Origin of the sequence: Jiella pacifica, assembly GCF_010500815.1 — a bacterium.
In the GTDB taxonomy this organism is placed as follows: domain Bacteria; phylum Pseudomonadota; class Alphaproteobacteria; order Rhizobiales; family Rhizobiaceae; genus Jiella; species Jiella pacifica.
The window spans coordinates 1-12,955 of record NZ_JAAAMG010000024.1 but is presented as its reverse complement, the minus strand read 5'-3'; the positions used below and the strand labels follow the sequence as shown (position 1 = coordinate 12,955).

10 protein-coding genes and 1 rRNA gene are annotated in these 12,955 nt (G+C 67.2%); 8 read left to right on the top strand and 3 right to left on the bottom strand.

Annotation, left to right across the window (positions count from 1 at the left end; translation table 11 throughout):
- The first annotated feature begins 2 nt into the window (after nt 1-2).
- The 8 genes from arcC to GTK09_RS22025 all read left to right on the top strand — a co-directional run bounded on the left by arcC (nt 3) and on the right by GTK09_RS22025 (nt 9,487).
- Nucleotides 3-908 (top strand): carbamate kinase, encoded by a 906-nt coding sequence (gene arcC / locus GTK09_RS22060; RefSeq protein ID WP_163465566.1) that lies wholly within the window; start codon nt 3-5, stop codon nt 906-908.
- Nucleotides 909-1,097: 189 nt separating this feature from the next.
- Nucleotides 1,098-2,357 carry an MHYT domain-containing protein gene (locus GTK09_RS22055; protein WP_203561162.1) on the top strand — a complete coding sequence of 420 codons (1,260 nt, stop codon included), beginning with the start codon at nt 1,098-1,100 and terminating at the stop codon, nt 2,355-2,357.
- 335 nt (nt 2,358-2,692) lie between these two features.
- Entirely contained in the window at nt 2,693-3,547 is an 855-nt protein-coding gene (locus tag GTK09_RS22050) for an FAD binding domain-containing protein (protein WP_163465565.1), read from the top strand.
- Between the two features lie 60 nt (nt 3,548-3,607).
- Entirely contained in the window at nt 3,608-4,099 is a 492-nt protein-coding gene (locus tag GTK09_RS22045; protein WP_163465564.1) for a (2Fe-2S)-binding protein, read from the top strand.
- Nucleotides 4,096-6,519: an aerobic carbon-monoxide dehydrogenase large subunit gene (locus tag GTK09_RS22040; RefSeq protein WP_163465563.1), complete on the top strand. Its 2,424-nt coding sequence runs from the start codon at nt 4,096-4,098 to the stop codon at nt 6,517-6,519. The genes GTK09_RS22045 and GTK09_RS22040 overlap by 4 nt, the downstream gene beginning before the upstream one ends.
- A gap of 45 nt (nt 6,520-6,564) precedes the next feature.
- Entirely contained in the window at nt 6,565-7,458 is an 894-nt protein-coding gene (locus tag GTK09_RS22035; RefSeq protein WP_163465562.1) for an AAA family ATPase, read from the top strand.
- A complete protein-coding gene (locus tag GTK09_RS22030; protein ID WP_163465561.1) occupies nt 7,455-8,642 on the top strand; it encodes a vWA domain-containing protein in 1,188 nt (395 codons plus the stop codon). The genes GTK09_RS22035 and GTK09_RS22030 overlap by 4 nt, the downstream gene beginning before the upstream one ends.
- 11 nt (nt 8,643-8,653) lie before the next feature.
- Nucleotides 8,654-9,487 carry an XdhC family protein gene (locus GTK09_RS22025; protein WP_163465560.1) on the top strand — a complete coding sequence of 278 codons (834 nt, stop codon included), beginning with the start codon at nt 8,654-8,656 and terminating at the stop codon, nt 9,485-9,487.
- A gap of 255 nt (nt 9,488-9,742) precedes the next feature.
- Here GTK09_RS22025 and fixJ read toward each other — a convergent pair whose 3' ends face one another.
- The 3 genes from fixJ to rrf form a co-directional block, all read right to left on the bottom strand.
- Nucleotides 9,743-10,366 carry a response regulator FixJ gene (gene fixJ / locus GTK09_RS22020; protein WP_163465559.1) on the bottom strand — a complete coding sequence of 208 codons (624 nt, stop codon included), beginning with the start codon at nt 10,364-10,366 and terminating at the stop codon, nt 9,743-9,745.
- Nucleotides 10,353-12,215 (bottom strand): PAS domain-containing sensor histidine kinase, encoded by a 1,863-nt coding sequence (locus GTK09_RS22015; RefSeq protein WP_246218063.1) that lies wholly within the window; start codon nt 12,213-12,215, stop codon nt 10,353-10,355. Before GTK09_RS22015 ends, fixJ begins: the two co-directional genes overlap by 14 nt.
- Before the next feature lie 629 nt (nt 12,216-12,844).
- Nucleotides 12,845-12,955 (bottom strand): 5S ribosomal RNA (rrf, locus tag GTK09_RS22010); the annotation flags it as partial.

Genomic DNA, 12,955 nt, shown 5'->3' with positions numbered 1-12,955 from the left:
CGATGCGGATCGTCGTCGCCCTTGGTGGCAATGCCCTTCTGCGCCGGCACGAGGCGCTGACGGCCGAGAACCAGCGGACGAACGTCCGCCGCGCTGCCGACGCGCTGGCAGGGCTCGTCCGGGCCGGGCACCAGATCGTCGTCACCCATGGCAACGGCCCGCAGGTCGGATTGCTGGCGCTCCAGGCGGCGGCCGGCCCAGCCGACGGCGCCTATCCCCTGGACATCCTCGGCGCCGAGAGCGAGGGGATGATCGGCTACCTGATCGAGCAGGAGCTCGCGGCGCTCCTGCCGGGCCGGGACATCGCGACGCTCCTGACACAGGTGAAGGTCGCCCGCGACGATCCTGCCTTCGCCGCACCCACCAAGCCGATCGGCCCGGTCTATGACGAGGCGACCGCCGACCGCCTTGCCGCCGAGCGCGGCTGGCGCGTCGCTCCGGACGGCGACGGCTGGCGACGGGTCGTCGCCTCGCCGAAGCCGCTGGAGATCCTAGAGTCGCGCGTGGTGTCAATGCTGGTCGATCACGACGTGATCGTTATCTGCGGTGGCGGCGGGGGCATTCCGGTCATCGCCAGGGCGCACGGCGGCCTCATCGGCGTGGAGGCGGTGATCGACAAGGATTTCGCCAGCGAATTGCTGGCGCGCCAACTCGGGGCGGACATGCTCCTGCTCCTGACCGACGTCGACGGCGTCTATGCGGGTTTCGGCACGGACAGGGCGCGACGAATCGACCGGATCTCGGGCGGCGAACTGTCGCCGGAGAGCTTTCCGGCTGGATCGATGCGCCCGAAGATCGCCGCCGCAGCTTCCTTCGCCAAGACGACCGGCGGCGACGCGGCGATCGGAAGACTGGAGGATGCCGTCGCGATCGTTGCCGGCGACAAGGGCACCCGCATCACCGGATAGTGCTGCTGTCGGCCGGTCGTGTCCTTTCGTTGGCCGACAGCCGGGAGTAGCTCAGCGCACAGGCTTTCTGCTAGAATGGTTCTCGACTGGGTACGAGAGCCGGCCGGGCATGCTTGGGAGGACATGCCCGCGAGCGCGATGAGCGCGAAGCCCGCCCGGTCGCATGCGGACGGGAGGCTGCGAAACGTCGTGCTTGAGCATTCCCATGTCGTCGTTCTGGTGCTCGCCTCGCTCGCCGTCGCGCTGATGGCGAGCTTTACCGGCCTGTCGCTGACGCACGGGATCGGCACCCTGCCGAGCCCGCAACGCAAGCTCGCCGTCGCCATGGCCGCGGTGGCGCTCGGCGGTGGCATATGGTCGATGCATTTCGTCGCCATGCTCGGGCTCCAACTGCCCGTCCTGTTCTATTACGACGCGCTGACGACGCTCATTTCGGCGCTCGTCGCGATCCTGATGATCGGCACGGCGCTCCTGTTGATGCACTTTCGGGTACGCACCGCCGTCAGCATCACCGGGGCGGGTGTCATCGTCGGGCTCGGAATCGCCGCCATGCACTATATCGGCATGTCCGGCATGCAGCTCTGCGGCACGGTCTACTCGCCGGTGGGCCTGGCACTCGCCTGGGGCAGCTCGATCGCACTCGGCGTCCTCTCATTCTGGGTGATCTACGGTGATCGGAGCCGCCGCAGCATCGTCTTCGGCACGCTGTGCCTCGGCTTTTCCGTCTTCACCGTCCATTTCGTCGCCATGGGCGGAACCGGATTTCTGGCCGAGGCCGGGGGATCGGCAGAAGGCCCATTGCTCGACAACGCCACGCTGGCGATGATCGTCACGCTGGCCGCCTTCGTCATCTGCGGCGCGTTCCTCTTGACCGGGGTCACGTTCCTGCCGGCGGAACAGACCTCGACCGCAGCCGTGGCGGACGCCCCTTCACCGCCGCTCCCGCCCTTCCAGTCCGCACCCGAGACACGGTCGGCAGCTCATGCATCGGCCTCGCCGATGGCCGCCGAGACGCCGTCCGACGCCGCCGCCGCCGCCGCCGCCGCCGCGGCGGCAATTGCAGCAGTGGCAGCCGAACCTGAACGTCCGCAAGCACCGTCACCCGTGCCGCAACCGGCGGTTCCCGTCCCCTACGAAAAGGACGGCCGGACGATCTTCGTCGACCGCTCGTCCATCGCGGCGATCCGGGCGGAGGGCCACTACACCATCCTCTATGTGGGCGGTCAGCAGTTCTTCTGTCCCTGGTCGATCTCGGAAGCGGAGACGCGGCTCGCCGATCCGAACTTCATCCGCGCCCATCGCAGCTATCTGATCAATGTCGGGCACGTCACCGGCTTCGAGCGACACAAGGACAACGGCATCTGCTTCTTCGAGAAGACCGTGTCGCTCGGCAAGGTGACGGTCAGCCGCTCGCGCCTTCCCGCCGTGCGCCACGCACTTGGCGTCTAGCCTGAGCCTGACTTCATCGGAGCCAAGCACACACCGCCCTTCCGTTCGTATCCTGTCTGAAGGCTCCAGGCGGGGTGATAGAGCTTGTCGGCGGTTGCCCGCTCCGGCACCGGATTTCCGCAATTCGCGGCGGCCATGGTCAAGCACCACGCGTGGACTCTCCTCGCAGCCGCGGCAAAAACACGCCTTTCCCGCGCTTCGCATTCCGTGCAGCCAGTTCGCATTTCGTGAAATGGCTTTCGCCGCTGGTTAGCCGGAAGCGGCGGCTGAAAATCGCCGGCCCATACTGGCTCGAACGGATCGGGAGACGTCCGGCATCGAGGGAGGAAACCACGATGATCCCAGCTGCTTTCGAATATCATCGACCGTCTGACATCGCGTCGGCGCTCGCCACGCTTCGCGAATTCGGCGACGAGGCCCGGGTGGTTGCCGGCGGCCACAGCCTGATCCCGATGATGAAGCTGAGGATGGCGTCGATCGGCCATCTGATCGACCTCCAGGACATTGCCGACCTCAAGGGCATCCGCATCGACGGAAATACCGTCAGAATCGGCGCCATGGTCACCCAGCAGGAACTGATCGACGACGCGGCGCTCACCCGCGCCGCACCGCTCCTGCGCGAGACGGCATTGCAGATCGCCGACCCGCAGGTGCGCGCCGTCGGTACGATCGGCGGCAACGTCGCCAATGGCGATCCCGGCAACGACATGCCGGCCGTCATGCAATGTCTCGACGCCACCTTCACCCTCACCGGCCCAAGTGGGACCCGCGATGTCAAGGCGCGCGACTTCTACGAAGCGGCCTATGTCACTGCCCGGGCCGACGAGGAGATCCTCACCGCCGTCAGTTTCACGGTCAGCGGCGGTGGTCATGCCTACGAAAAACAGAAGCGCAAGATCGGCGACTATGCGACGGCGGCAGCAGCGGTGATGCTGCAGAAGGACGGCACCGCCTGCAGCGCCGCCTCGATCGCCATGACCAATCTGTCCGACGTCCCGGTCTGGTCGAAGGCCGCCGCCGATGCGCTCGTCGGCACCGCCTGCAACCCCGCTGACATCGGCAGCGCCGTCGCGGCCGCCCTCGCCGACATCTCACCGACCGCCGACAATCGCGGCCCCGTCGAGTTCAAGCGCCACGTCGCGGGCGTCATCATCCGCCGCGCCATCGAGCGCGCCTGGTCGCGCGCCTGAACGGATCGCCGCCCGAGAAACGCCAGCGCGCCTCGTCGCGTTGCCGAGGAGATCTGCCCCATGAAGAAGATGCAACTGACGCTGACGGTGAACGGCGAGGCCCACGAACTCCTCGCCGAACCGCGCGAACTGCTGATCCACGTCCTGCGCGAAAAGCTGAACCTGACCGGCCCGCATATCGGCTGCGAGACCTCCCATTGCGGCGCCTGCACCGTCGACATGAACGGCCGCTCGGTGAAGTCCTGCACGGTCTTCGCGGCGCAGGCGAACGGCGCTGCCATCACCACGATCGAGGGCCTCGGATCGCCGGGCGCGCTGCATCCCCTGCAGGAGGCGTTTCGCGAGCATCACGGCCTGCAGTGCGGCTTCTGCACGCCGGGCATGATCACCCGCGCCCACCGGCTTTTGCAGGAAAACCCGAACCCGAGCGAGGAAGACATCCGTTTCGGCATGGCCGGCAATCTCTGCCGCTGCACCGGCTACCAGAACATCGTCAAGGCGATCCTCGCCGCAGCCGCCGAGATGAACGCCGTCAAGGAGGCCGCAGAATGAACGAGTTGGCACCGATCAGCCGCGAGGACCGGGTCGAGAAGCTGAAGGGCCTCGGGCACTCGAGGAAGCGCGTCGAGGACGTCCGCTTCACGCAAGGCAAGGGCAACTATGTCGACGACCTGAAGCTCCCAAGCATGCTCTATGGCGACTTCGTGCGCAGCCCCTATGCCCATGCCCGTGTGACGTCGATCGACAAGAGCGCGGCGCTGGCGCTGCCGGGCGTCGTCGCCGTTTTGACAGCCGAGGATCTGGCGCCGCTCAACCTTCACTGGATGCCGACACTCGCCGGCGACAAGCAGATGGTGCTGGCCGACGGCAAGGTGCTGTTCCAGGGCCAGGAAGTCGCCTTCGTCGTCGCCAACGACCGTTATGTCGCGGCGGACGCCGTCGATCTCGTCGTCGTCGAATACGAGGAGCTTCCCGTCGTCACCGACCCGTTCAAGGCGCTCGAGCCGGACGCGCCGGTGCTGCGCGAGGACCTCGCCGGCCAGACCTCAGGTGCTCACGGGGAACGTCGCCACCACAACCACATCTTCCTCTGGGAGGTCGGCGACAAGCAGGCGACCGAGGAGGTGATCGCTTCGGCCGAGGTCGTCGCCGAGGAGATGGTCTACTACCACCGCACCCATCCCTGCCCGCTGGAGACCTGCGGCTGCGTCGCCTCGATGGACGCGGTCAACGGCAAGCTGACCATCCACGGCACCTTCCAGGCGCCGCATGTGGTGCGCACCGTCGCCTCGCTGCTGTCGGGCATCGAGGAGCACAAAATCCGGGTGATCTCGCCCGACATCGGCGGCGGCTTCGGCAACAAGGTCGGCGTCTATCCCGGCTATGTCTGCGCCATCGTCGCCTCGATCGTCACCGGCAAGCCGGTGAAGTGGATCGAGGACCGGATGGAGAACCTCACCGCCACCGCCTTTGCCCGCGACTACTGGATGAAGGGCCGGATCGCGGCGACGAAGGACGGCAGGATCACCGCCCTGTCCTGCCACGTCACCGCCGATCACGGCGCCTTCGACGCCTGCGCCGACCCGACCAAGTTCCCGGCCGGCTTCTTCAGCATCGTCACCGGCTCTTACGACATCCCGGTCGCCTATGTCGGCGTCGACGGCGTCTACACCAACAAGGCGCCCGGCGGCGTCGCCTATCGCTGTTCGTTCCGCGTCACCGAGGCGGCCTATCTGATCGAGCGGATGATCGAGGTGCTGGCGATCGAGCTGGGCATGGACGCCGCCGAAGTGCGGGCGAAGAACTTCATCAGGAAGGACCAGTTCCCCTATCAGTCGGCGCTCGGCTGGGAATATGACTCCGGCGACTACCACACCGCCTGGAACAAGGCGCTGAAGGCCGTCGGCTACGAGGACCTCAGGCGCGAGCAGGCCGAACGCGTCGAGGCCTTCAAACGCGGCGAGACGCGCAAGCTGATCGGCATCGGTCTCACCCATTTTACCGAGATCGTCGGCGCCGGCCCGGTGAAGAACTGCGACATCCTCGGCATGGGCATGTTCGATTCATGCGAGATCCGCATCCATCCGACCGGCTCGGCGATCGCCCGGCTCGGCACCATCAGCCAGGGCCAGGGCCACGCGACGACCTTCGCCCAGATTCTCGCAAGCGAGATCGGCCTTCCGGCGGATTCGATCACCATCGAGGAAGGCGACACCGACACGGCGCCCTATGGTCTCGGCACATACGGCTCGCGCTCGACGCCCGTCGCCGGCGCCGCAACCGCCATGGCCGGGCGCAAGATCCGCGCCAAGGCCCAGATGATCGCGGCCTATCTCCTGGAGGTGCATGACGGCGACCTCGAATGGGACGTCGACCGGTTCGTCGTCAAGGGCGCGCCGGAGCGCTTCAAGACCATGGCCGAGATCGCCTATGCCTCCTACAACCAGGCGATCCCGGGCCTCGAGCCGGGGCTGGAGGCGGTCAGCTACTATGATCCGCCGAACATGACCTACCCCTTCGGCGCCTATGTCTGCGTCATGGAGATCGACGTCGATACCGGCGTCGCCGACATCCGCCAGTTCTACGCCCTCGACGACTGCGGCACCCGGATCAACCCGATGATCATCGAGGGCCAGGTCCATGGCGGCCTCACCGAGGCCTTCGCGATCGCCATGGGCCAGGAGATCGCCTATGACGAGATCGGCAACGTCAAGAACGCCACCTTGATGGACTTCTTCCTGCCGACCGCCTGGGAGACGCCGCACTACGTCACCGACTTCACCGAAACGCCGAGCCCGCACCACCCGATCGGCGCCAAGGGCGTCGGCGAGAGCCCCAATGTCGGCGGCGTCCCGGCCTTCTCCAATGCCGTCCACGACGCCTTCCGCGTCTTCGGCCTGAAGCAGGCGCACATGCCGCACGATCACTGGCGCATCTGGAAGATCGCCCATGATCTCGGCCTGCATGGCTGAGCGAGGACAGGCGTGGCGGCGACGAGCCGCCCACCGGGCAAAGCCATGAGCAATCCCACCCCGAACGACTGGCGTACCCTCGGCGAGAGCTTTGCGGCCAAGGGCTACATCGCCTCTCCGGACCTCGCGATGGCGCTGTTCATCGCCCTGAAGCTCGGCCGTCCGCTGCTCCTAGAAGGCGCCGCCGGCGTCGGAAAGACCGAGGTCGCGCGCACTCTTGCCATGGTGAAGGACACCCGCCTCATCCGGCTGCAGTGCTACGAAGGCCTCGACGCCGCCCACGCCATCTACGAGTGGAACTACCAGCGCCAGCTCCTGGCGATCCGCGCGGCGGCGGAGGGCGGCGAGACCGGCCGCAGCGTCGAGCAGCGGATCTTCTCGGAGGAGTTCCTGCTGCAGCGCCCCTTGCTCGAGGCGATCCGCCAGGAGACCCCGCCGGTCCTCCTGATCGACGAGATCGACCGCGCCGACGAGGAGTTCGAGGCCTATCTCCTGGAGGTGCTGTCGGACTTCCAGATCACCGTGCCGGAACTCGGCACGATTACCGCCCGCTCGATCCCGCACGTCATCCTCACCTCGAACGGTACGCGCGAACTCTCCGACGCATTGCGCCGGCGCTGCCTCTATGCCCATGTCGACTTTCCGAGCCGCGAGAGCGAGCTGCGCATCCTCGCCGCACGGCACCCCGAAGTCGAACCGGCCCTCGCCCGCCAGATCGTCGGCTTCGTCCAATCCTTGCGAAAGGAAGACCTGGAAAAAACGCCCGGCGTCGCCGAGATGCTCGACTTTGCCGCGGCGCTCGTCGGCCTCGGCGTCAGCGACCTTTCCGCCGATCCGGCGGTTCTTCAGGCAACGCTCGCCACGCTGTTGAAGACGCAGGGCGACCAGGCGTCGGTCCCGACCGAGGTGGCGCAGCGTCTGGCGGGCAAGGCGTCATGAGCCGGATCACCCGCTTCGCCGCCCGCGATCCCGGGCCCGGCGCCCGCATCGCCGGCTTCATGGCGCATCTGCGCGACAACGGCCTAAAGCTCGGCGTCCACGAGACGGCGACGGCGATGCGGGCACTTTGCGTGGTCGAGGCTGCCGATCCCGCCGAGGCGCGCCTCGCCCTCAAGGCCGTCTGCGCGGGTTCTGCCGACGAAGCCGCGCGGTTCGACGACCTCTTCGACGCCTATTGGCGCAACGACGGCCGCGTGCGCCAGAAGGTGGTGCGCGAAGAGGCCGCGAAGGAGCGCCAGCACACCCGGTCCTCCCAAGCCGCCGAAGGGCCGCCGTCGGCACGGCGCGGCAGGATGCAGACCCCGGAGGACGGGCGCGACGGCGGCGAGGCGGTGGCCGACGGCACGGGCCGACTGATCGCCAGCCGGGCCCGCAACCTGATGACGAAGGACCTGCGCGAGTTCGTCGATCCTGCCAACATCGCCGCCGCCGAGATCATCGCGCGCAGGCTGGCGGCGGCGATCCGCGACCGCCGCTCGCGGCGCCGGCGCGCGGCACGAAAGGGCGAGACGATCGATTTCCGCCGCACCGTGCGCTTGAGCCTTGCCACCGGCGGCGAGCCGCTCGCCCTGCCCCGCCGCCAGCGTTTCGACCGCGCGGTTCGCCTCACCGTCCTCTGCGACGTCTCGGGCTCGATGACCGCCTATGCGCGGGTCTTCCTCGCCTTCGTCGCCGGGCTGATGCGCGGCGAGCGGACGGCCGACGCCTATCTCTTCCATACGAAGCTGGTGCGCATCACCGAGGCGCTGCGCGACGACGATCCTCTCCGGGCGCTCAACCGGCTGACGCTCATGGCCGAAGGCTTCGGCGGCGGCTCGAAGATCGCCGCCAATCTCGAGCGCTTCGCCCGCACCTATGCCCGCCAGTTCGTCAACGGCCGCAGCGTCGTCGTCATCCTCTCCGACGGCTACGACACCGATCCATCCGAACTGATGGCGCAAGCGCTCCAGCGGCTGAAGCGGCGCGGCTGCCGGATCGTCTGGCTCAATCCGCTCGCCGGCTGGAAGGGCTACGAGCCCGTCGCCCGCGGCATGGCGGCGGCGCGGCCGCATCTCGATCTCTTCGCTCCGGCGAACACGCTGGCCTCGCTGGCAGCACTCGAACCGGAACTGGCGCGGATATGAGGGAGGCCGGCATGCAGACGTCCTTCGAGGACAAGGTTCAGGCGCTGAGGACGAACGGCCAGCCCTTCGCCATCGCCACCGTCGTGCGCACCGTCGACGCCACCTCCGCCAAGCCCGGGGCGAAGGCGCTGATCCTCCCGGACGGCACGATCGCCGAGGGCTGGGTCGGCGGCGGCTGTGCCCGCGGTGCGATCACCCGCGCGGCGATCGCGGCGCTTGGCGACGGCCAACCGCGCTTCGTCAGCCTCAGACCCGAAGAGCTTCTCGACGTCGAAGGCCGGACCCATGGCGAGGAACGCAACGGCGTCCGCTTTGCCCGCAGCCGCTGCCCCTCCAAGGGCTCGATGGACGTCTTCGTCGAACCCGTCACGCCGCCGCCCGATCTCGTTGTCTGCGGCGAAAGCCCGGTGGCGCTGGCCTTGTGCGCGCTCTCCTCCCGCCTCGGCATGCGCCGCACCCTTTGCGCCCCCGGCCTCCCGGCGGGCAAGACGCCGGCGGTGGACCGGCTCCTCGACGACTTCGCCTTCGACACGCAGGCCGGAACTGAGTGCCACATCGTCATCGCGACGCAGGGCAAGGGCGACGAGGCGGCCTTGCGCGCGGCGATCGCCGCGGGAGCCGCCACCATCGCCTTCGTCGGCAGCCGCCGCAAATTCGCCGCGCTCGGCGAGCGGCTTTTAGCCGAGGGGATCGCCAGAGCCGATATCGACCGGGTGAAATCACCCGCCGGTCTCGACATTTCCGCCATCACCCCGGACGAAATCGCTTTGTCGATCCTCGCGGAGATCATCGCGCAGCGGCGCGGGCGTCAGCGCCTCGACCAGGCGGCGGGGCTTTCGCCATGAGCGCGCTCGGGCACGTCCTGCGACGATGGTTCGCCCGCCGGCCTGCCCGCAGCCCGCCAAAGAGGCAGGTCGACAGCGAGTTCGCCAAACTCCTGGCCGAGATCAGGTTTCCCTGCTGCTAGTACCAGCGGGCGAGGATGCTGACGGATCCGCCTGCTGCACACATCCGATTTTCGATGCCAAGCCAAGGGCTTGACGAAAATCAAGATTCGGAACCAGGAGTCACGTCCAATGCCTCCTGGTATAACGTCCCGCCTAGCGGCCGCTCGCCCCATCGACGCGCAGGACCATCCGCACGAGATCGGAAAGGCTCGACGCGCTCATCTTCTTCATGACATTTGCCCGGTGGACCTCGACGGTGCGGGCGCTGATCTCGAGGTCGTAGGCGATGGTCTTGTTCGGATGCCCGGCGAGCAGCCCGTCGAGCACCTGGCGCTCGCGTCCGGACAAGGAGGCGAGCCGCGCCGCGGTGGCGTCCATTTCCGCCTGCCGCCCCTCGCCCGCCTTGCCCTCCTTCAGTGCAGTGCGGACGGCGGCGAGCATCGCTTCGTCGTCGAAGGGCTTTTCGATGAAATCGATGGCGCCGTCCTTCATGGCCTGAACGGCGAGCTGGACGTCGGCGTGACCGGTCATCACCACGACGGGCAAACGGACGCCCGCAGCCTTCAACCGCCGCTGCAGTTCAAGCCCGTCGATTCCCGGCATCCTGACGTCGCTGATCACGCAACCCGGCTGCAGCGTATCGATCGCATCGAGAAGCGCCAACCCGGATTCATGCACCCGCACGGCAAAGCCCGCCGTAGCCAGGAGGAAGGCGACCGAGTGGCGGACGCTCTCGTCGTCGTCGACCAGATGAACAACCGCATTATTCGCCGTCATCGAGGTCCTCCGATCGAAAATGAGGCAAGGTCAGGCGGAAGACCGTTCCACCTCCGGGATTGGACTCCGTCCAGAGGCGTCCGCCATGGGCCTCGACGATGGTCCGCGAGATCGACAGTCCCACGCCCATGCCGCGCTCCTTGGAAGTCACGAAAGGCTGGAAGAGTTGGGCGGCGATCTCCGGGGCTATGCCCGGGCCCGTATCGGCGACGGCAATTTCGACCATGTCTCCGTCCATAAGGCGGCTCGACACCGTCAGATCACGACGCTCCCCCTCCTGCATAGCCTCGATCGCATTGCGCATGAGATTGAGAAGCACCTGCTGCACCTGGACCTTGTCGGCCATGACGGTGTCGGCGGCCGGATCGAGCGCGAACCGGACCCGGACCCCCGTCTCCTTGGCGCCGAGCAGCGCCAGCGCATTCGCCTCCTCGATCAGCTGCGCCAGGTTTTCGACCTGTCGCTCGCTCTCGCCGCGGGCGACGAACTCGCGCAGCCGGCGGATGATCTCTCCGGCCCGAAGCGCCTGCGCCGCTGCGCGGTCGATCGCGTCGCGGACGATCGGGAGCTGCTCCGGCTTGCCGCCGTCGATCAGACGGCGGGCGCCGTTGAGATAGCTGGCAGCCGCCGTCAATGGTTGGTTCAACTCGTGTGCCAGCGTCGAGGCCATCTCCCCCAGCGCCGTGAAGCGCGACATGTGGGTGAGCTCGGCCTGCAGCTCCTGCAGGCGGCGCTGAGTCTCCTGGCGCTCCGTCAAATCGCGGATGAAGCCAGTGAAGAACCGATGCCGCGCCGAGTGCATCTCGCCGACCGAAAGCTCCATCGGAAAGGTCGAGCCATCCTTGCGGGCCCCGACGACGACCCGGCCGATGCCGATGATGCGGCGCTCGCCGGTTTTCAGATACCGGGAAAGATAATGGTCGTGCTGCTCACGGTATGGCGAGGGCATCAGCAGGCTGACGTTTTGGCCGATCACCTCGTCGGCGGTGTAGCCGAACAATCGCTCGGCGGTCGCACTGAAGGATTGCATGACGCCCTCGACGTCGATCACCACCATCGCGTCCGGCACGGTGTCCAGGACCGACTGCAGTCGCGCCTCTCGCTCGGAAAGCTCGGTAAGCGTGTGCTTGGCAGGGGTAATGTCGCGGACGATCTTCGAAGCGCCGAGGAGACGCCCTGACTGGTCACGAATCGGGGCGAGCGTCAGCGAGACGTCGACGAGGGTGCCGTCCCGGCGGAGCCGCTGCGTTTCATGATGTTCGACGCGCTCGCCCCTCTCGATGCACTCCATGAGGAAATCCACGCTCTCCTGGCGTTCCGCCGGCATCAGCATGGCAAGCGGCTGACCGATCGCCTCGTCTGCGCTGTAGCCGTAGATCTTCTCGGCTCCTCTGCTCCAGTCGGTGACGAGACCTTCCGGCGACAAACCGACGATCGCGATGTCGGCGGATGCGACGTGCACCGCGACATGCCCCGCCCCAAGGACGATCCCCCGCGCCGCCAGAGCGCCGTCGCGGTCACACACACACCGCCCGCTGAATCGCACCGGACGCTCCCCACGCTCGTCCACGGCCGCGCGAATTGTCAGGTCGATCGGACGATCGCCGTCAAGGGCACGGCGCAGGGCACCCTCCATGGCCGACCGATCGTGGGGATGCAGCAGCGTCAGGAAATCTGCAAGGGAGACGATCGCACCAGCTGTCGCAAGATGGCCGGCACCGACTTGGGACAGCACCATGAGGCCGGAGACAGGGTTCCAGTACCAAGTCCCGACGGCCGCAGCTTCCAGGGCGAGACGAATCGTCTCGTCATCATCCACCGCGGCGAAAGAGGAAACGTCTGGGGTCATCAACGCCTAGGGGGTTTGTTTGCGTCCAGGGCACCCGCCGACATGACGGAGCCCAGATTGGTTCGCTGAACTGGGACATCCGCGTAGCCAGATCACCAATCGCAAGATCGAGGCGCCTACAGCTATTGTCAGCGGGGGAACGATCACCGCCGGAAGGCTACCCCCCGATGCCGAACCCGCCGAATCCAGCTTGCAGTCCCTTTTGCCCGACCGGGCCGAAAAAGACAATGACATGGGACACTTGCTGGGCGAGGCGCGCGGGCGCGGGACGACCACTGCCCGCCGCACCCCGTTCAAACCAGATCCAAGACAGCCGATGATCCCGCTCCCTCAGGCATTCGTTGCTGCCTTCACCCGCGGCTCCGTGCCGTCGATCACGGGCACGGTGCGCCGGCGATCCGGGCCGGATCGACCTGCCGAACACCATGTGGCGGGACGTCAGACGAACGCGTCAGACCGGCTCCCGCCTCCCCCGTCGATCGTCAGTTCGAGCCAGCGTCGTCTGCCGCTTGTGGTCGATGCCGAGCGATGGGGTTCTGCAACGCAAAACGCCCCGCCGGAGGGTATCCGGGCGGGGCGTTTGTTGCATGACTGAGAAGAAGAAGACCGTTGGTTTTTGCGATTGGCAGACCTGGCAGCGACCGACTTTCCCGCGTCTTGAGACGAAGTATCATGGGCGCTGGGGCGTTTCACGGCCGAGTTCGGAATGGGATCGGGTGCGGCCGCCCCGCTGTAACCAC